Origin of the sequence: Cytobacillus sp. FSL K6-0265, from assembly GCF_038003465.1 — a bacterium.
GTDB lineage: Bacteria > Bacillota > Bacilli > Bacillales > Cytobacillaceae > Cytobacillus > Cytobacillus stercorigallinarum.
Genome location: NZ_JBBOPE010000001.1, coordinates 2,174,680 through 2,195,568 on the forward strand (window position 1 = coordinate 2,174,680; position 20,889 = coordinate 2,195,568).

Annotated in this window: 19 protein-coding genes and 1 riboswitch; of the genes, 3 read left to right on the forward strand and 16 right to left on the reverse strand. The window is 36.1% G+C overall.

Translation table 11 applies throughout. The features are described 5' to 3' along the window. The first annotated feature begins 421 nt into the window (after positions 1-421). Positions 422-2,647 (forward strand): catalase/peroxidase HPI, encoded by a 2,226-nt coding sequence (gene katG, locus MHH73_RS11095; protein ID WP_341066784.1) that lies wholly within the window; start codon positions 422-424, stop codon positions 2,645-2,647. 46 nt (positions 2,648-2,693) lie between these two features. Here the strand turns inward: katG and MHH73_RS11100 are convergent, their stop codons facing one another. Next, on the reverse strand, positions 2,694-4,031 hold the full coding sequence (locus tag MHH73_RS11100; protein ID WP_341066786.1) for an FAD-dependent oxidoreductase: 1,338 nt from the start codon (positions 4,029-4,031) through the stop codon (positions 2,694-2,696). Between the two features lie 591 nt (positions 4,032-4,622). On the opposite strand from MHH73_RS11100, the gene MHH73_RS11105 reads away from it, so the two are divergent. Continuing rightward, complete coding sequence (locus MHH73_RS11105; protein WP_341066789.1) at positions 4,623-4,910, forward strand: hypothetical protein; 288 nt, start codon at positions 4,623-4,625, stop codon at positions 4,908-4,910. 43 nt (positions 4,911-4,953) lie between these two features. Here the strand turns inward: MHH73_RS11105 and MHH73_RS11110 are convergent, their stop codons facing one another. Genes MHH73_RS11110 through MHH73_RS11150 form a run of 9 tightly spaced genes read right to left on the reverse strand, consistent with a single transcriptional unit; the run spans position 4,954 to position 12,355 of the window. Next, positions 4,954-5,835, reverse strand: coding sequence for a sulfite exporter TauE/SafE family protein (locus tag MHH73_RS11110; protein ID WP_191811606.1), 882 nt, complete (start codon positions 5,833-5,835; stop codon positions 4,954-4,956). A gap of 44 nt (positions 5,836-5,879) precedes the next feature. Beyond that, positions 5,880-6,512 (reverse strand): NAD(P)-dependent oxidoreductase, encoded by a 633-nt coding sequence (locus MHH73_RS11115; RefSeq protein ID WP_341066791.1) that lies wholly within the window; start codon positions 6,510-6,512, stop codon positions 5,880-5,882. Then, positions 6,488-7,246: a sirohydrochlorin chelatase gene (locus tag MHH73_RS11120; protein ID WP_341066794.1), complete on the reverse strand. Its 759-nt coding sequence runs from the start codon at positions 7,244-7,246 to the stop codon at positions 6,488-6,490. The genes MHH73_RS11115 and MHH73_RS11120 overlap by 25 nt, the downstream gene beginning before the upstream one ends. Continuing rightward, complete coding sequence (cobA, locus tag MHH73_RS11125) at positions 7,243-8,019, reverse strand: uroporphyrinogen-III C-methyltransferase (protein WP_341066796.1); 777 nt, start codon at positions 8,017-8,019, stop codon at positions 7,243-7,245. The genes MHH73_RS11120 and cobA overlap by 4 nt, the downstream gene beginning before the upstream one ends. Positions 8,020-8,032: 13 nt before the next feature. Then, positions 8,033-8,236 carry a DUF3906 family protein gene (locus tag MHH73_RS11130; RefSeq protein WP_341066797.1) on the reverse strand — a complete coding sequence of 68 codons (204 nt, stop codon included), beginning with the start codon at positions 8,234-8,236 and terminating at the stop codon, positions 8,033-8,035. Beyond that, on the reverse strand, positions 8,220-9,851 hold the full coding sequence (locus MHH73_RS11135; RefSeq protein WP_191811595.1) for a nitrite/sulfite reductase: 1,632 nt from the start codon (positions 9,849-9,851) through the stop codon (positions 8,220-8,222). Before MHH73_RS11135 ends, MHH73_RS11130 begins: the two co-directional genes overlap by 17 nt. Positions 9,852-9,854: 3 nt before the next feature. Next, positions 9,855-10,460 carry an adenylyl-sulfate kinase gene (gene cysC, locus MHH73_RS11140; RefSeq protein ID WP_341066800.1) on the reverse strand — a complete coding sequence of 202 codons (606 nt, stop codon included), beginning with the start codon at positions 10,458-10,460 and terminating at the stop codon, positions 9,855-9,857. A gap of 14 nt (positions 10,461-10,474) precedes the next feature. Continuing rightward, positions 10,475-11,620, reverse strand: a complete 1,146-nt coding sequence (gene sat, locus MHH73_RS11145) for a sulfate adenylyltransferase (RefSeq protein ID WP_341066804.1) — start codon at positions 11,618-11,620, stop codon at positions 10,475-10,477. Between the two features lie 15 nt (positions 11,621-11,635). After that, on the reverse strand, positions 11,636-12,355 hold the full coding sequence (locus MHH73_RS11150) for a phosphoadenylyl-sulfate reductase (RefSeq protein WP_341066806.1): 720 nt from the start codon (positions 12,353-12,355) through the stop codon (positions 11,636-11,638). Between the two features lie 163 nt (positions 12,356-12,518). Further along, positions 12,519-12,623: riboswitch (SAM riboswitch) on the reverse strand. A gap of 299 nt (positions 12,624-12,922) precedes the next feature. On the opposite strand from MHH73_RS11150, the gene MHH73_RS11155 reads away from it, so the two are divergent. After that, the gene (locus MHH73_RS11155) at positions 12,923-14,017 is read left to right on the forward strand and encodes a tyrosine-type recombinase/integrase (RefSeq protein ID WP_341066809.1); all 1,095 of its coding nucleotides are present in this window, start codon (positions 12,923-12,925) and stop codon (positions 14,015-14,017) included. A gap of 134 nt (positions 14,018-14,151) precedes the next feature. On the opposite strand, the gene MHH73_RS11160 is transcribed toward MHH73_RS11155, so the two are convergent. From MHH73_RS11160 to MHH73_RS11185, 6 genes are all read right to left on the reverse strand, one after another. After that, the gene (locus MHH73_RS11160) at positions 14,152-14,703 is read right to left on the reverse strand and encodes an NADPH-dependent FMN reductase (protein WP_191811553.1); all 552 of its coding nucleotides are present in this window, start codon (positions 14,701-14,703) and stop codon (positions 14,152-14,154) included. Positions 14,704-14,873: 170 nt separating this feature from the next. Further along, positions 14,874-16,793: a sigma 54-interacting transcriptional regulator gene (locus tag MHH73_RS11165; RefSeq protein ID WP_191811551.1), complete on the reverse strand. Its 1,920-nt coding sequence runs from the start codon at positions 16,791-16,793 to the stop codon at positions 14,874-14,876. A 58-nt stretch (positions 16,794-16,851) separates the two neighbouring features. Next, positions 16,852-17,793 (reverse strand): phosphotriesterase family protein, encoded by a 942-nt coding sequence (locus MHH73_RS11170; protein ID WP_191811549.1) that lies wholly within the window; start codon positions 17,791-17,793, stop codon positions 16,852-16,854. Between the two features lie 149 nt (positions 17,794-17,942). Continuing rightward, positions 17,943-19,250, reverse strand: a complete 1,308-nt coding sequence (locus tag MHH73_RS11175; protein ID WP_191811546.1) for a TRAP transporter large permease — start codon at positions 19,248-19,250, stop codon at positions 17,943-17,945. A gap of 13 nt (positions 19,251-19,263) precedes the next feature. After that, complete coding sequence (locus MHH73_RS11180) at positions 19,264-19,734, reverse strand: TRAP transporter small permease (RefSeq protein WP_191811544.1); 471 nt, start codon at positions 19,732-19,734, stop codon at positions 19,264-19,266. Positions 19,735-19,805: 71 nt separating this feature from the next. After that, positions 19,806-20,861: a TRAP transporter substrate-binding protein gene (locus MHH73_RS11185; protein ID WP_191811542.1), complete on the reverse strand. Its 1,056-nt coding sequence runs from the start codon at positions 20,859-20,861 to the stop codon at positions 19,806-19,808. Positions 20,862-20,889 lie beyond the last annotated feature (28 nt).

The window sequence follows — 20,889 nt, forward strand, 5'->3', positions numbered from 1 at the left end:
CTACCCCACCTATTTAAGAGGATTATTAAGAAAGATTATATTTATCATAGGCTAATACTTTCCATTTTAGTTACTTTCATTTACAATAAAAGATGAATAGTCTGATTTTTCTATCTTTATTTTATGAACTCTATTGACTGATAATACCCTTTACTGATTTATTTTCATTTACATATTAATTTTATCAATTTCATTTACATTTTCTCATATCCTCCTTCTCTTTTTACTATTTTACAAGAATAAAAGCACCCTAATATTCCATTGTTTATCCTCTTAGAATATAATTTTCTCGTAAATTTCATCTTTTCCCTTTACTTTTTTAATTATATTTTATTATAATCATTATATAATAATTATTATTATCTAAGATTAATTAGTAGATAATGATAATTACCTCATTTCACAATAAAGGAGAATCAGTATGAGCGAAAATAATATTATTTCTGAAGCAAACCATTCAGGCGGAGGTGGCTGCCCTTTTCATCATGGAAGTGTCACTAAGCAGCAATCTGAAGCAACGACTAACAAAGATTGGTGGCCGAATCAATTAAACTTAAATATTCTTCACCAACATGATAAAAAGTCTAATCCAATGGGTGAAGATTTCGATTATACTGAAGAATTTACTAAACTAGATTACTATGCTTTAAAGCAAGATCTTCATAAATTAATGACGGATAGCCAAGATTGGTGGCCAGCAGACTTCGGTCATTATGGACCACAGTTTATTCGTATGGCTTGGCATTCTGCAGGTACTTACCGTACAGGTGACGGCCGCGGGGGTGGCGGTACAGGTTCACAACGATTTGCTCCTCTTAATAGTTGGGCAGACAATGCCAACATTGATAAATCTCGTCGTCTTTTATGGCCTATTAAACAAAAATACGGTAACAAAATCTCTTGGGCAGATTTAATTCTATTAGCAGGAAACGTTGCCATTGAATCGATGGGTGGTAAAACATTTGGATTCGGTGGTGGCCGAGCAGATATTTGGCACCCTGAAGAAGATGTATATTGGGGTAATGAAAAAGAAATGCTTGGTGACAACCGCTATTCAGGAGATCGTGAATTAGAAAATCCGTTAGCGGCTGTACAAATGGGTCTGATTTATGTGAACCCGGAAGGTCCAAATGGAAAACCAGATCCTTTAGCAAGTGGTAAAGATATTCGGGAAACATTTGCACGTATGGGTATGAATGATGAAGAAACAGTTGCCCTTGTTGCAGGTGGGCATACTTTCGGTAAAGCACATGGGGCTGGAGATGCTGCACAAGTAGGTCCAGAACCAGAAGCAGCGCCGATTGAAGCGCAAGGACTTGGGTGGATCAGTTCACATGGCAGTGGTAAAGGTCGTGACACAATTACAAGTGGTATCGAAGGTGCATGGACTGCAAACCCTACGCAATGGGATAACGGTTTCTTCGAGCAATTATTTGGATATGAGTGGGAGTTAACTAAAAGCCCTGCTGGTGCGTATCAATGGCAAGCGGTAGGTCAAGATGAAGCACATATGGCTCCTGATGCCGAAGATAGTTCTGTCCGTGTAAAAACAATGATGACAACAGCTGATATGGCGTTACGTATGGACCCTGCTTATGAGAAAATCTCTCGTAGGTTCTATGAAAATCCAGAAGAATTCGCCGATGCTTTTGCACGTGCTTGGTTTAAGCTACTTCACCGTGATATGGGTCCACGCGACCGTTATTTAGGTCCAGAAGTACCAGAAGAAGAATTAGTATGGCAAGACCCAATCCCTAAAGTTGATTATGATTTAACAGATGCTGAAGTGTCTGAGTTAAAAGCCAAAATTCTAGATACAGGTTTATCAATTAGTGAGCTTGTTACAACTGCATGGGCATCTGCTAGTACATTCCGTGGTTCTGACAATCGTGGAGGTGCAAATGGTGCCAGAATCCGTTTTGCTCCACAGAAGAACTGGGAAGTGAATCAACCTGAACAACTTTCTAAAGTGCTTCATACATTGGAAGGTTTACAAGCGGGATTAGATAAGAAAGTTAGCTTAGCTGATTTGATTGTCCTTGGTGGTAGTGCGGCGATTGAACAAGCGGCAAAGAATGCTGGTTTTGACGTCACTGTTCCATTCTCTGCAGGTCGTGGAGATGCGACAGAAGAACAAACAGATGTAGAAAACTTTGAAGTATTAGAACCAATTGCTGATGGTTTCCGTAACTATCAAAAGCAAGAGTACAGTGTATCTTCAGAGGAGTTATTAGTAGATAAAGCACAACTGCTTAACTTAACAGCTCCAGAAATGACTGTATTAGTTGGTGGTATGCGTGTATTAGGTACGAATCATGGTGGTACGAACCATGGCGTATTTACTGAAAATGTAGGCACACTATCCAATGATTTCTTTACGAACTTACTTGATATGAGTGTTGAATGGAAGCCAGTTCAAGGCGGTATTTTTGAAGGTCGTAATCGTCAAACAGGTGAAGTTGTTCGAACGGCTTCAAGGGTGGATTTAGTGTTCGGTTCTAACTCAGTGTTACGCTCAATTGCTGAAGTGTATGCACAAGAGGATAATAAAGAAAAGTTTGTCAACGATTTTATCTCTGCATGGGTTAAAGTAATGAATGCCGATCGTTTTGATTTAAAAATCAAGGATGCTGTATTAAGCAAGTAATATGAATCTAAAGAGAACGCCGCTACATATGTAGACGGCGTTCTTCTTATTTACTTCTGCGAGCGGCTTGTTGCACTGGGTCCCATACCCCATTGTAAGGTGGCGCATAAGATAAATCTAAATCCATTAAGTCATCGATGGACATTTCATTGTATAAAGCAGTAGCAAGAACGTCTATCCGCTTATCTACCCCGTGCTCTCCGATTATTTGTCCCCCAAGTAACGTACGATATTTCTTATGATATAAAAGTTTTACCTTCATTTTTTTAGCATCTGGGTAATAACCAGCAATATCGTGCGCCTCTGTTACAACAACCTCATAAGGAATATTAAGTTCATTAGCTTCCTTTTCAGAAATACCTGTTCTTCCTAATGTTAAGTTAAAAAATTTAATAACAGATGATCCTACGATTCCTTTAAACGGCTTAGCGATTCCTAATAGGCTCAGACCTGCAATTTGCCCTTGCTTATTTGCGTGTGTCCCCAAAGGAATATGATCATCCAACGCTTTGATTCTATGATATTGCGTAGCACAATCTCCTGCAGCATAGACATCTTTAATATTGGTTTGCATATAATTGTTTACCCGTATAGCACTATGCTGACTCAGTGCAATATCTGTTTGCTTGAGAAATGCTACGTTTGGCTTGACACCAATTGCCACTAAGACAAGATCAGTTTTGTATGCCCCTTTATCAGTCGTAATGCTTTCGACAAAAGTGTTTCCTGAAAAGGATTGGACTTCCTCACCTAATTTTAAAGTCACTTCATGCTCGTTAGCCTTCTGATGGATTAGCTGTGCCATATCTTCATCAAAAATCGTAGCAAGTTGTTTATTCCGCTCGATAATTGTTACCTTTTTCCCTAACTCCACAAAGCTTTCAGCCATTTCCAAACCAATGTATCCACCACCAATAATCGTCACATGTTTTATCGTTCGATTATTCATTTCCTGGATGATTTCATTTGCGTCAGGTATGGTTTTTAAAGTGAATATTCCTTGAAGATCAGCCCCCTCCCAATCGGGCACAATAGGACTAACACCAGTCGCAATTAATAATTTATCGTATGTAAGTTGAAATCGTTGTTGATCAATATAGTTATAACCTTCAACGGTTTTCGTCTGTGTATTGATATTAGTGACTTCATGCTGTACTTTGGCATCTATTCCATATTTCTCGCGAAAAGTTGTAACAGAACGGGCAATTAAGTCTTCCTTTTGTGGAATGACGCCACTAATATAATAGGGCAGACCACATTGTCCATAAGAATAAATCGTTCCTTTTTCTAACACAGTAATTTCGTGATTTTCCTTGCTGTTGCGAATGATTTGCATCGCTGCACTCATCCCAGCAGCATCGCCACCAATAATAATTATTTTCATTCTTCATTCCTCCCTTCACTAGTTTTGCTCAACATTGTGTTTTTCACACTATGATTCGATTTTTTACATACAATTAAACAATTGATCGAAGTCAACTGAGGGTTAAAGAACCACCTCTTAATCATTGCTTAGCAATCCCATGATTAATGATAACAGAATCGTATATTAATATGGAAAATAATTGATAAATGCCTTGATTAATAATATTTACCATAAAATTATTATGTAAACTAGTTCGAGGCCTTCAGATTTTCATACATATATTATCATTTTTGTAGAGCAATTAAGTATAAACTTATCGGATTAGTTGTGAATTTGTATAATAATTAATTTTTTGATATGTAAACTCCGATAATTTTGTAACAATATTCTATTATATGTATTATTATTCATTAAATTTCCCCAAAATTAAGGTTTTCTTCAAAACATGTTTAAGTAATATCGTGAAAATAAGTTTATATCATTATACACTTATTGTAAAATTAGGAATCGAAAGAAAAAATATATCCCGAAAAACTATTTATTCTTTTTTTAGTCTAAAAGGTTTGCTGCTTACATAAAGTGGATATGTCATAAGAAAGGAGAATTTACATGAAGACGATAGAGATAAAAAGATTTTCTGTTGGGAGTGTAGTTAAAAGCACTTTGTACTTATTATTTATCCCCATTATTGGCATGATTATTTTCGGATTATTTTCCTCATTATTATTATTTACCGAAGACGGGGTGATCGCCTTTACGGGCATTTTATTTATGCTTTTATTATCTGTATTGTATGCGGCCATTTATTTTGGCTTAATTGCACTCATGACCGTTATTTATAATTGGTTAGCTGGAAAATTTGGTGGATTGACGATGGTAATTGAAGAGAAAGAGTAAACACACTAGGCTGGGGTCATTTTATCCCAGCCTTACGGTTGTTTTATGAATTAAAATGGAGCATTTTTTTATGGTAGATTCTAATGAGTGTGAAGATTATCGCTGTTAGCCATATGAGTACGACAGCACTATACACAATGGGGTGAATCTCTTCATTGCTAATCCATGTTTGTGCAATTGTCCGAATGTTGATGAGAATGATGAATCCCCCAACAAGCACCCCCATTAATTGTGGATTTAATTTCTGTACAAGCCAAGCAGCAATCGGCGCTGCAATCACACCGCCTACCATGAGTGCGCCCACCCAAAGCCAGTTTACTTCGTTCCACCCTAATGAAATAAGAAAACCAATGGATGCAGAGAGGGCAATCGCAAATTCACTCGTGTCGACAGTACCAACCACTTTCCTTGGGCTAACCCCTTTTTTTGAAAGCAATACTGGTGTTGTAACAGGACCCCAACCGCCACCACCTGTTGCATCAGCAAATCCTGCTATAAAACCTAATGGAATCGATTGCTTTTTACTGAGATTGATTGATGACTGGTGGTTACTTTCCTTATATTTAAATAAAAATCGTATAAAGATAAAAACACCTAATAGTAAAAGGAAAAGGGCTATATATGGCTTCGCTAGATCACCTGGGATATTACTTAAAAACGTGGCACCTAAAAACGCGCCAATGGAACCAGGGATAATTAACTTATATACAGTTTGTTTATCAACATTGCCAAATTTTATATGTGAAATACCTGAAGCGGCTGTAGTGACCACTTCAGCAAGGTGGACCGAAGCGGAAGCAACGGCAGGAACAATGCCAAAAGCAAGTAAAAGCGAAGTAGAAGTCACGCCATATGCCATTCCGAGAGCACCATCAATTAACTGTGCGAATAAGCCAATAAAAATAAAGATTAATAAATTTTTCATAGGTAACACCTCTTTCGTTAAATAAAAAAGGCAAAATCTATTGTCTAGATTTTGCCTTCGGTTGACCGAACAGCAGCTATATGTAAGGCTTCTAAGCTCTCTCTTTGTTGTTCTTTATTTAAACGGCATTCATCTGTTAGTACTTCTTGTAAATAGTCATTCTTTTCACTCTCACTAATTGGCAATTTTTTAACCAATTGTCTATACTCCGTGAGAAAAGTTGTATATTCCGTCCAACTTTCATCAAATTGTTTGCTTAACTGTTGTTTTAATGCTCTTGTTAACTTTGGACTACTCCCATTTGAAGTAACGGCTACTTGGAGGTGTCCTCTCGTTACAGTCGCAGGGAAGAGGGTATTGCCATCCGTTAATTCATCTACTACACAAACTAACTTTTTCTGCGTTAATATTTCGCCAAAGTGCTTATTAATCGCTCGATTATTGGTTGCAAGAATACAAAGAAACACATCCTCGAAATCAGCCAATTCAACCTCTCTTTTTATGCATTGAAATTGATTTTGTTGCGCTAATTCCAATACTTCATCTGAAAATGTTGGTGCAATGAAAGTAATGTTGGCCCTTTGTTCTAATAAAACCTTTGCCTTGCGTGCGGCAATCTTCCCACCTCCCGCAATGACAACTGCTTGATTACTTAAATCAATAACGAGTGGCTGCACTCTTCTCGACCCCCTTTATTTAAATATTGAACCAAACGAAGCTGTATGCTGGAGATATGACTTAATGGGTCAATGATGAAAGTCTGATCTCCTAAAGCTCTTTTCTGTTCAGTAAATTGTTGCAATTCATCTAGTAATAAACCTGAAAATAATAAGTAAGGGATAATGATTATTCTGCTTTTTGTACGATTCTCTAATAAATGATAGCCTTCTTCAAGTCGAGGGGTCGCAGCCGCAAGAAAACAGGAAGTTATGTTGTTCACTGCTAACTTTGCCTTTAGCCCCTTTGTTATTAATTCAAAATCCGCATAGATGTTCACGTCACTACTTCCTCTTCCTACAACAAGTAATTGATCTTTTTCAGTAATGGGAGATAATTTTTCGTTTAACAAATCACCTATTCCGTCTAAGATATAGTTCTGAACGCCAAAAGGTGGATGGAGATGGATTTTAATAGCTGAAAATCGCTTCTTCAATGATAGAAGAATGGTATGAATATCCTTCTTGAAATGACCTCCTTTTAATAAAAGTAACGGAATAACATCAATTTCTCGCGCCCCTTGATGAACACAAGCTTCTATTCCTTGTTCAATCGTGGGGGCACATATTTCTAAATAAGACCATTTTTGTATAGGGACATTTACTTGTTTCATGATGGTCTGCAAAAAACTTTCTACTTCCCGTAGCCCTTTTTTTGACCTTGTGCCGTGAGCAATATAAAGAATGGCTTTCATTCGCTATGAACCTTCTGAAGGGCTGTGCCATTTTCAATATACCAGTTCAGATCGTCTCGTAATTTAACAACTTCTCCAATTATAATCATGCTTGGATTGATGATTGCTTCGTCTTCCGCTAACCTTACAATTGTATTTAATTTTCCTATTATCGTCCGTTGTTTTACTGTTGTTCCCCACTCCACAATAGCAATTGGGGTATCACTATTTTTTCCGCTTTTTATAAGGTGATTAACAATGACAGGCAATTGTGAAACGCCCATATATATACAAAGTGTATCGACCCCATGTGCTAAGTGATGCCATTTTTGGTCAGCAACTGAGTCACCCGCTTGATGACCGGTAATAAATGCAAAGCTTTGACTGATGTGCCGATGGGTGACAGGAATGCCGGCATAGCTCGCAGCACCAATGCCAGCAGTAATCCCAGGAATCACTTCAAATGGAATACGATGTTTAACACATTCAAGCGCCTCTTCTCCTCCTCGACCAAACACGAAGGGATCCCCACCTTTAAGGCGAACAACGGCTAATCCTTTTTTTGCATATTTTACGAGAAAATTGTTAATCGTTTCTTGTTTCATCGTATGATAATGAGGAAGCTTTCCACAATAAATCAATTGTGCCTCTTCTCTCGCAAATGATAAAATATCCCGATTGACTAGTCGATCATATAAAATGACATCCGCTTGCTGAATTTTTTTAATTGCTTTTAATGTAAGTAATTCGGGATCGCCACAACCTGCACCAACAAGGTAAACATGCCCCTTCATTTATCTGCCTCCATCATTCATCTAATATAAAACCGACTTTTTTTGTTATCCGTTTCTTTTCTCTTAGCGTTACTTCGTTTATCTCTGGCAACTTTAAATAATATTTTTCTAGTTCAATATCTAACTGGGTAAATGCTTCATCATCAGAATCAGCTACAATGACTGCTGGAATTTCCTTATTTACCAATGACAATTCAAACCTATATAGAAAGGCCATCTTTATGAGTCTCCAATACAATATTTAGTTGCTCTTGCAAAGATTGTGTGCCATTTCTTTGCACAAAAGTATAAAAATTCTCTCCTGCTATTTTTTCCTTTTTAAAAAAATGCAGTAGATGTTCGAGAGTATCTGTGAGGAAGTTAGCTGGTACTTTCCCTTTTAATTTTTTGTTAAACTCTCCGCCAGATTCTAACGTCCCTCCAACATACACTTCATAAGCTTCTTCCATTTCCTTATTCTTGTTTCGTATCATCACACCTTGTAAACCGATATCGGCAATTTGCCGTTGACCGCAGGAATTCGGACAACCAATCATATGCATGCGTACTGGAACATCAACAGTTAAGCGACGGTCAAGTTCTTCTGCAATTTGGCGCATTCTTTCTTTTGTCTCAACTAAAGCTAAGTTGCAAAATTGGATACCTGTGCAAGAAACGGAATGGCCGATAAAAGAATTCGGATTCACTGTAATTCTATTAAAAATAGGTTCGGCAAGTAGCGATTCTACATGTTCTTCTGGGATATGTGGAAGAATCAAGTTTTGTGAATTACATGTTCTAATTTCACCTTGACCATATTGATCAGAGATTCGAATAAGCTCAAATACTTCATCCGCGGTTAACCGGCCGACAGGTACATTGAAACCGATGAACTTAAGCCCTGATTGTTTCTGATCATGGACACCATAGAAATACCCTGCATTCCATTTCTTCACGGGTTCAACCCCTTTAGAAGGCAGTACTCCTGTATATTCTTCAAGTTTTTCTTTAAATTTCTCCACACCCCAATCAGCAATTAAAAACTTTAATCTAGCACGATGTCGTTTATCTCGATAACCGTAATCTCTGAATATAGTTGTTACGGCAATAGCAACCTGTAACACCTGCTCTTTTTCTACAAAAACATCTACGGTTTCTGCTAGAAATGGCTTAGCAGATAGGCCTCCCCCTACTTTTAAATGAAAGCCTTGTTTTACGGCACCATCGATGTTTTTTTCAGCCGGTGTAAAAGAGACACAGTTAATTTCTGCATTAGCGGCGTTTTGTAAGTTTGTACTGATAGACATCTTATATTTTCTTGGTAAATTCGAAAATTCCTCATTAAATTGGAAGTACTCATACACTTCTTTAACAATATCTCTCGTATCAAATAATTCGTCAGGGTCAATACCTGCAATTGGATTTCCGACTATATTCCTTGTTATATCCCCACATGCACCAGCACTGGAAAGACCGACACTTTCTAGTCTTGTGAAAATATCAGGGATTTCTTCAATCGTTAACCAGTGAAATTGAATCGCTTGTCGCGTCGTAATGTCGAAAATTCCGCGACCATAATCTTTGGCAATACCAGCTAGAATATTCGCTTGTTCCTTCGTTAAAATTCCAGAAGGTACATTTACACGCATCATAAAATACCCAGCTTCTTTAGGCTTTTGCAAATACAAGCCTGCCCATTTAAAAAGGTCCCATTGGTCTTTAGGAATAGATGAGAAGCCATTTTTTGCATAATGTGGAATGTCCTCATAAATTTTCAGGCCATCTTTTTCTAGTTTTGCTAATTCGGTTTTGTTTAGTTTTTCATTACTTGACCAATGCTTTGTATAAGCCATTGTCTACAACTCCTTAATGATTTGATGTTGTTGCAAAAACGTTAGTATTTCAGTTATTGCTTCCTCTACTGATAAACGGTCGGACCTAATTGTTACATCTGGATGTTTAGGAGGCTCATAAGGGGAATCGATTCCGGTGAAGTTTTTTATTTCGCCTCTACGCGCTTTTTCGTATAATTTCTTCGGATCCCTTTTCTCGCATTCTGCTAACGGGCAGTCAATAAATATTTCAAAAAATTCATTGGAGGCAAACTGTTCACGCACGCGATCACGGTCTGCTGCGAAAGGTGAGATGAATGCCGTAACGACAATTGTTCCACTATCAACAAACAGTTTAGCTACCTCCCCAATACGGCGGATATTTTCTGTGCGATCTTTTTCAGTAAAGCCTAAGTCTGCATTTAGACCATGTCTGATATTATCACCATCAAGGACATACTCTTTAATACCTTGTTCAAACAATTTGGCTGATAAAGCACTCGCCAAAGTAGATTTTCCAGAACCAGATAATCCAGTAAACCATAATGTACAACTACCATGTTGCTGCTTTAAGCAACGTTCCTTTTTTGAAATGAGCGTATCGTGCCAAGTAAGATGACGGCTTGCCATATTTATCCTCCTTTCTAGACGCTTACATCAGTCTTTAAGCCATTAATCAATACATCAATTACTTCTTTACGGCTAAATGTGGAAGGGGGCTGTTCACCCTTGCTTAATAGTTCTCGTACTTTTGTGCCAGATAATATCACTCGATCTTCTTGTTCATGAGGACATGTTTTATTTGAAGCCATCCCTTCACAGCGGTAGCAATAGAAGCTATGTTCAAAAAATAAGGGGGTTATGCCAAGTTCCTCTTCAGCAAATTGTTGGAAAATATATTGGGCATCATATGTACCGTAATAATTCCCAACACCCGCATGATCTCTGCCGACGATAAAATGTGTACAGCCGAAATTTTTTCTGGCTATGGCGTGAAACACTGCTTCTCTAGGACCAGCGTATCTCATCGCTGCCGGGTAAACACCCAGATGAACACGTTCACGAGGAAAATATTCTTTTAATAAGATGCGATAACTTTCTAAACGGATATCTGCTGGGATATCATCTGCTTTTGTTTCACCTACTAGTGGATTCACAAATAAGCCATCGACCGTTTCAAGCGCAGCTTTTTGAATATACTCATGCGCTCGGTGAATTGGATTACGCGTTTGAAAACCAACAATTGTTTGCCAACCCTTTTCAGCAAACAATGCCCTTGTATCCTTTGGCTCTAACCAGACATCTGCAAAGTCTTTCTTCTCAGGTTTTTTGATGAGGATGATCTCTCCAGCTACATAGATATTGCCTCTTTCAAAAAGTCGTTTAACCCCTGGATGAGCTTTATCTTTTGTGCGATAGACAGATTGTGCTTCTGTTTCTAAATCAGGTTCAAACCACTCAGAAACAGTAATGACGCCATAGGTTGTATTTTCTAAAACCAAACGATATTGCTCACCTTTTTGAAGTTGGGTAGCAATCAAACTATCAACAGGTAAAGTGATGGGAATGGACCATATTGTTCCATCACTTAATCTCATGTCTTGAACAACAGATTCATAATCTTCTTTTCCTAAGAATCCTGTTAAAGGACTAAATAACCCAACAGCCATCAGCTCTAAATCACTTAGTGTAATTTTGTCAATTCCTATACTGTTTGACACTTTAGAAATATCAAATTCTGGCTCAAATCTTTGAATTAATGTACCTCCATGTGGGCTTGGTATGCTCATCTGTTTACTCCTTTTTTATGAATTTGTATGCAACCCGCATTCTGTTTTCGTTAAGCCTTGCCAACGACCCGCGCGGGAATCAGCGTCTTCATTTGTTGGTTGCGTGCAAGGAAAACACCCAATACTCGGATAGTTCACATCGTGTAAAGCGTTATAGGGTAATTGTTTTTCTTTGATATAATCCCAGACATCTTTCGTGCGCCAATGAATAAGTGGACAAATTTTGATGTTTGTGAATTTCTCATCCCTGTTAACAAAATTAGTATGCTTTCTTGTCGGCGACTGTTCGCGCCTAAGACCTGAAATCCATGCTTTTTTTCCCACCATTGCTTCTTGTAAAGGCAGTATTTTACGTATTTGACAGCATTGATTCGGATCTTTTTTCCACAATGCCGACTCGTAACGACCGGCTTGTTCATCTAATGTTAAATGAGGTTTTTTCATTTCAACTTGAAGCGCTGGAAAACGTTTTTTTATGTCTTCAATCACTTGATAAGTTTCAGGAAAGTGTAAATCCGTATCAAGAAAAACCAACTTAGCCTCTCTTTTGATTTGCGTAATTAAGTCGATAAGGACGATGGCTTCGGCGCCAAAACTAGAAGCATACACAATTTCATCTTCGTTGTACGTGTGATAGGCCCACTCTAGAACAGACAAAGCGCCTTTCGAGTGATCATCGGTAGTAAAGCTTGCAGAAATATCCTGCCAGTACTCATAAGTAATCGCCTGTTGCATTTCATCCCTCCTTTTCCGATAAAAAAAGACGGCATCTCCCCATTGAAGGAAAATGTCCGCCTTTAGTTGTCTAATCAGCGAATGACTATTATTTTTAAAGAATCACCTCTTATACAAAAAACACCTTTTCAATAAGAAAAGGTGTGAGATAACGATTCATGACACCTTATCTTTCAAAATGAATCAACATTTTGCTGGAATTAGCACCTTGCAGTAAGCAGGTTGCCGGGTTTCATCGGGCCAGTCCCTCCACCTCTCTGGATAAGAAAATATTGGATAAGATAAATCCTAACATACTATCAATAAAAGTCAATATAAAAATCTAAATTTTTTGATTAATCTCAAAGATACTTCTATATTGCAATAATTTTCCACTGAAAGCGAATGAACAATTACCTACATAAAAAAAGATAATTTCGTCAGAGAGCGATTCTCAAGCATCCTAATTAATGGAAAAGTATTATTTTATTTTTATAGATTCGTATGATAATATATAAGTAAAGATAATTACGCATTATCTTTACTATACATAATAATATTATTGTTAATTAAAAAGGAGTCCTTCTTATGGATGAATTAGTTTTATTACATACACTTTCAAATGAAGATTATTTACTTCAATTACGAAATCGATTAAAGGATAGTAACTTCTTAGATTCAAATCGAAATCTCAACTTGAAAAATGCCAGTGATCAAGAATTACTTGAAATGTTTTTTGTCGTAAAGGTTTTTACAAGTAATAAAGAGTTATCTCCCCATACTTTGAAAGCTTATCGGACTGATGCTAAAACATTGTTAATATTTATGAATGAACATCAGCTGAAGTTTAAAGAGATCGGTTTTCTTGAAGTGAAAGCATATAATCATTATATTAATGAAAAATACGCCCCGAAATCCGCAATTAGAAAACTGGAATTCTTTCGTCGAATTTTAGATTTTGGATACGAGACGCAATTTTACGCTGCGCATTTATCTACATGGGTTTCAAAACCATCTAGTAAAAAGGGGCATATTACAAAACAAGATGGGAGTCAGGTAAGAGAGTTAACTCCCAATGATGCTGAACATCTGATATCCTGCTTCCCTAAAATTGTAAAAACGAATAAAAATCGTGAAGCACTGCAAACTCGCAATTTATTAATCGGTTATTTACTTTATACAACTGGCATGCGCGCTAGTGAGTTATTAAGTTTAAACTGGGGAAGTTTTCGTATCAACCGTCGCGGAGCTCTTTATGCAGACGTCATAGGAAAAGGGAAAAAAAACCGTTCCATACCGATTCGTGAAGAAGTAAAAGCAGTTCTATTCACTTATAGAGAAAGTATCTCTGCTCCCACAGAATGGAATACAAATGATACTGCACCTCTCTTCTTCTCCATATACAACAAGAATGATATTGAGACAGACCCAAAGAGATTATCTTATCCTGCCTTGTATAAAATTGTTAAGGAAGCAGTTGCCTTAGCAGGAAAACAATCAAATGTCTCTCCCCATTGGTTCAGGCATACATTTGTTACGATGTTACTAGAAAACGATGTGCCGCTTGCCGTTGTCAAAGATTGGGCTGGCCATGCAGATATATCTACAACCAATATTTATTTGGAAAGGATTAATCAAGATGATTCATTTAAACATTTACAAAAAGTATCTATATTTCAATAAAAATTCATAAATTTTTGTTTTGTATTTTATACAATGGCTTTTGTTAACGTTTGGCTGTTCACCTATTTAGCGTTGTGGACAGTCAGATATACCCAGGTGGATTTATGGTCACATGCAATTAATGAGTCTCTCCACTATTTAATAAAAGGAACTTTGTATAATGCTTGATTCATATAAACCAATTCATTGGCTAAGTTTTTCACTCTTGATAAAACATCTTTATCAAACAATTCGTTCTTATGATTGAAATGATCAATATGGGCATACACATAGCTTGGAGCTACATATGCACGAAAATAGCCTGCAATTGGTTTTAATTGATTTTCTATTACAAGATAATGCTGATAAGTTCCTCCTGTCGCAATAAATCCCATTACTTTATTGCGAAATACATCGGGAGGAACTAAATCAAACAAATTTTTAAGTACTCCTGTTATCGATCCTTGAAAAATAGGTGATCCGATAACATAAAAGTCAGCTGAAGAAATGGTTTCAATAAGTTGCTTTGTATCATCATTGTATTCAGAAGGATGTCTTCCATCACAAAATTGAATGTCAAAATTCTTTAAGTCTAGTAACTCTACCTCAATTTCAGGATGAATGGTTTGAATCTCATCTAACACTTTATTTACTACGACTAAAGTTTTCGAGCCTGTTATTGTTCCAGAAATACCTAATAATCGCATGCTTAATCTCTCCTTTTTTATCATTGGTAATATAAGATTAAAGATGCAATATCTATGCCAATCAAAAACCTAGTGATTAGATGAAACAGCATATTTAATATGTATCAAATTTGAACCTAAACGATGATTTTTGCAACATTGAAGAGTGTTTAGATTGGGGATGATTATATTTAAATTAATTCTTCTTCATTTAACTTCCTCCATAATGTACTTCTACTAATTCCTAATAATTTCGCCGCTTCACTTTTGTTCCCGTTTGTTTTATTTAGAACATCTTTAATTGTATTCATCTCTGCCTTTTTTATCAGATCCTGAGATGATGTATTTTCTGCATAAATTTCAGAATTTAATTGCGAAAAGTCATTATCCTCTAATGTTTCAATTAAATTAGTAATCAACTCTTTTCTAGTCACTTTTATTGGTGATTCTAAGTAGGCAAATAATCGTTCGAGATTATTTTCCAATTCCCTAATATTCCCCTGCCATTTGTACTCAGCTAATATTTCTGTCATTTCATGGATGTGCTCATTTATAGTATTAAAAAAATGAGGATATCTCTTAAATGTATAAGATAATACCAAATCTTCCAAATCTTCTTTGCGCTGATTTAATGTAGGTAAAATAAGGTTTAATACACTTATACGATAAAATAGGTCTAAGCGAAAATCACCTTCTTTTACTTTATCCAGAAGGTTTACATTTGTTGCCGCAATAATTCTAACATCTATTGGTATAATCGATGCACTTCCCACTCGTCTAACTACTTTCTCTTGAAGAATTCTTAATAATTTTGACTGCATGCTTAATGAGATTTCACCTAATTCATCTAAAAATACAGTACCTTTATGAGCAAGTTCGAATAATCCTGCTTTTCCACCCCTTTTTGCGCCTGTAAAAGCACCTTCTGTATATCCGAAAAACTCTGATTCAATTAAGTTTTCTGGAATAGCTGCACAATTGATAGCAATAAAAGGTTCAGATGCGCGAGAGCTGTCATTATGTATACTTTGTGCAAATAGCTCTTTCCCAGTGCCTGATTCTCCAATGATTAAAACATTTGCATCGGTTTTCGCAAACTTTTTGGCTTTTAATTTTGTCTTTTGAATCGGCGTGCTTTTACCGACAATGTCATGAAAATCGTAAATTGCTCGATTGGATTGGTCATATAACTTTTTTCTTATACTCTTTTCGTGCTTTTGGATCTCGTCGGTATCCGATATAATGATAACCGTTCCATCAAAAATATCTTTAACATAGATTGGGAATGAGTTTAAAAATAAAGTTTTATTTTTATAATCAAATAATTTCCCCTTTAAAGGAACGTTTTGTTTTGAACTTTTAGAAATAAAACCAAACTCACCAATTTCATTAATAGAAATCCCCTTTAAATCCCGATATTTTTGTAGAGATAACAATTCAATTGCTTTTTGATTGATTTGGAGGATTCTGTTTGTTACGTTTAAACTGATGACTCCTTCATTAAAATGTTCTAATATATACTCTTGACGTTTTAAGTTACTTTGCTCTTCAAACCTTCCAGTTAATACATTAAATGCAATATCGATTGCCTGTTTTACACTTTCTCTTCCATACCAAATGAACCCACTTAATCCTTTTTTTATAGCTTTAGAAACAATTAAACCAGAACCAATAACACTTTTTTGTTTTTTCGCAACAAGTTCATCTATTAAATCATCAATTGATTCTACATTCGGATAAGAGTATTGGTTAATCTTTATATTTAGCAAATTTTCTAAATCCGATAAATCTTCCTTAAAAAATTTTTCTTTATAATTAATAATATTGATTTCATTTCCAAGTCTTACGGCTTGATTTAGTGCTTTTAGAAATTCATTTGTTTGTACACGGAATGGTATTAAATGTCCTCTAACCTGACGCCGCTTAAACTCTTCATATATAGTAGCACCACAAATTAATACATCATCATTTTGTATATAGGTAGGATTTTTTAAAATATCTTTTGCTTCTAATTTTTGCACTACTAATTCTTGGAAATTTCGTTTTCTTATTGAGATTTCTTCTTCGACAAATACATCCAATGGTGAAAAACCGGTTACAAATAACTTCATCCTCATCCCCCCTTATATAAGAATATTTATTAAAACATGTGGGTATGTTGATTTTCTATCAATTTAACCATGTTTTCACATTTTCATAGAGCATAATATTGATTTGTTCTTCACTCAATCCATTGGCTAACAACATAGGAACAACTTTATCTAATAAAAAAGTCATTGACCAATCTGGGTATACTTCCTTTTTTAAACTCTCAGGTTTATATCTATCTGTCGTACAACAATAATCTTGTGATAAAAACATTCTATTAGTATATCCTTTTTGAACAAGAGCGATTACTGTTGCATTTCGTCTCTCTGTTGATAATGTAGAAGTAAGACCGTAGCGGTCCATCCCGATATAAACCCCTTTATCTAACAATCTTTCAAGATAATCGAGATTATCGGTGTCCCCACAATGGCCAATTAGGACTTTATTCAATTGAACTCCTTCCTCTTCAAAAATTTCAATTTGATTTAGTCCATTTTCTTTGGAGGGTACTGAATGAGTCATAATAGGAACTCCTGTACGCAGGTGTGCTCGAGCAACTGCCCTTAAAACTTTTTCGACTTGAGGAGTAAGCCCTGGGATATCTGTTGCACATTTTAAAAAGCCAGCTTTAATCTCACTATTTTGAACCCCAATTTCAATGTCCCGTACAAATTGCTCTACCATAAAGTCGGTATTATTAAACATAAAGCGTGTCGGTAAATAATGAAATGTAAAGATACCTGTAGCAGCAATGATATTTACCCCTGATGCCATAGAAACCCTTTGCATAAATCTGACGTCACGATCTAGTCCCATTACACTCGGGTCAAAAATAGTCTGAACCCCTTGTTTCTTAACACCAAGCACTTGTTCTAAAGCAAATTGATATTCTTCATCATGATTGTATAAATGGGGGAATTGAACAGCGACTTCTTCTGCTCTTGTTCTTAAATGTTCATGTATAAGTGTTTTACCTAGCTTGTTGATTTCAATTGGCCCCGTAACCGAATTAATTACTTTCATATTCAACCTCCATTCATTTTTTTAAATTATTTCACAAATTTATAAATTTGAATATAAAAGAAGGGAGAGGCGTTTTATAGTAAACGTTTTCATTTTTAACTTTCTCCCTTGTTGGAAACAAGTTGTATCTAATGTTTGGGGAAATTAAATCACCTTACATAATTCGGTAGAAACAGAGCGATTTCAGGAAAAATATATAACAATATGATTAATGATAGAATTGGAATCATGAACAATAGCGCACCTTTAAAAATGGATTGAAGGTCAAGGTCGTCCACGACGCCCTTCAACACAAAACAATTCATCCCAACTGGTGGTGAAATTAAGGCCATCTCTACGAGAAGTACAATAATGACGCCAAACCAAATCAAATCAAATTCAAGCGCTTGAATAATTGGCATGATGATCGGGATAGTGACGACAATCATTGCCATTGTATCCATAATGGCTCCTAAAATTAAATACATAAGCACAATGAGTAAAAAAATCATTGTTGGTGATAATTCTTTACTAAATAAAAAGTCGGCTAATAGATTCGGTACTCTCGTAATCGTCAAAATAAAGTTTAAGAGAAATGCCCCCATCACAATAGCGAAAATAAAACCAGTCGTTTTTACTGTACTAAAAATCGCTTCACGAAATCTGGCAAATGTCAGTTTTTTTCTTAATAAGGCTACAAGAAAAGCCCCTAATGCACCAAAACCAGCTGCTTCTGTAGCGGTGAAAAATCCGATATATATTCCACCCATAACCAATATAAATAGTAAAATAATCCATACATTCGTTTTTAAAGATTTAACTTTTTCACTCCAAGGTACATTGTTCTCATAAGTACCAGACACTAAACTAGGCTTTATCAATATACTAATCCATATCGTTAACATAAAAAAAAGGGTTAATAGAATCCCAGGTACAATGCCAGCCATAAGTAACTTACCTATAGATTGCTCTGTCATCATGCCATAAAGAATGAACATGGTACTTGGAGGAATAAGTATTCCTAATGTTCCTCCTGCTACAATAGATCCACCAGTTAAGCTTTTAGAATAGCCCGCTTTGAGCATTTCTTTTGATGCGACTACCCCAATTGTACCTGTTGTAGCTAAACTAGAACCTGAAGAAGCGGCAAACATAGCCGAAGCCCCAATAGTTGCTATACCTAATCCGCCTTTAAGCTTTCCAAACCAATTCTTGAATGCGGTGTATAATTCGTCACTAAATCCAGCAACATATAAAAATTGTCCCATTAATACAAATAGAGGAATTGTACTCAATGTATAGCTATAACTATGGTGCCAAATGATGCTTTCAATAGCAGTAAACAGTGCATTTTCACTTTTTAAGAATAAAATACCTATACAGGCAGGTACCGCCATTGCTACTACAATCGGAATTCTTAAAAACATTAAAATAAACACAAAAACTAAAACAATCACACCTATAGCAGTTACATCCAAACGAATCCCCTCCCTACTTTCCTTGTGTGAGCAACCTAAAGTTACCAACTATTTGCTTGATTGATTCAAATCCCCAGCCGATGAAACCAAATATTAATAGGGCTTTAAAGTAGAAAAAAGGTATCCTGAGAATGATAGAGGCTTCGGCGAGATCAAATTTGATGACAAAAACATAAGCAACTAAAAAAGCAAAAATCGTAATTAATATAGAAGAAATTAAATCAATCACATACTGAACTTTGATTGGGAAATGATCTGCTAGGATCCCTACCGAAATATGAGCTCTTTGATTTTCAGTATACGAAAGGGCACCGACGATCAATGTAACCATTGTTAATTGGACAAGCTCCACATCTCCGACAATCGGACTGCCTAAACCTCTTGATATAGCTGAAAAGGCAACAATTATCATCATGACTATCAATGAGAGGAATGCCAACCATTTATTGATTTGAGTACATTTGGAAATTATTTTCGCCCACATCTTTAACCCTCCAATCACAAATGATCATTACTATTAAAATTTATCGGGGCTCACTTAGTAGCCCCTTTTCATTATTCTGGAATGATAATCCCTTCTTCTTCAAGTAGACTTGTAAAATACGCCATCATTTCTTCGCCAGGATATCCTCTCTTATTCGCAATTTCTATCCACTCATCCATCACGATTTTTGCAGGTTCTCTAAACGTAGCTAGTTCTTCTTCAGTAGGAACAATAACTTCGCCTCCATCTCCTTTTACATTAACTTCAAAAATATCTATCGCCTCTTCTGCACTTTGTGTATAAAGGTCTGTAATCAAGCTGGCGTATGCCGGACCAAATTTCTTATAAAACATCTCTTTTATCTCTTCAGGTAAGCTCTCTAAAAAATCATTATTCATCATTAACATTTGTGTTGCCACACCAATATCCAATTTCGTCATATAAGGGCTCACTTCTTCTAATTTGAATCCATTGGCACCGACTGCAGTGTAGGCAACGGAGTCCACTATACCTTTTTCAACAGATTCATATAATTCAGTATTATTTAAAGATACTGGTATAGCTCCTAACTCTTTGAATAATTCGATTCTTTCAAGAACCGAATCGGCTATCTTCAGTTTCTTCATATCCTCCATCGTACGAATTGGTTGTGTACTATATAATTGATAAGCGTCAGTAGAAGAAATAGACATAAATTGTCCTTCTTTAAAAGTATCTTTCATATATTTATCTTTGAATTGTGTAAGTACGGATTCTGCGATTGCGGGGTCATCAATTAGAAAAGGCAAATCACCAATAGTTAACGGGAAAAGATCTGTATCTATATGTCTACCAGGTGATACAATGCCAGCTTCATAAAGGCCCGATTTTATATCCTCATAGGCAGAAGAAAGCTCTCCTAAAGCAGCACTTGGAAAAATGTTAACTTGAACAATTCCATTCGTTTCTTCTTCAACCATTTTTGCCCATGGCTCTGCTACTTGTTTGGTAAAAGGATGTACAGGTCCGGCTGAAACATTTAAGTTTAATTCATATATTTTTTCCCCAGAAGCTGTTTTTTGAGAAGAACAGGCTGATATAAATAAGAGTGAAATAATCAGCGTGATTATTACTGCCTTGTACCTCATAAAAGTACCCCCCTTTTTAGTAAACGTT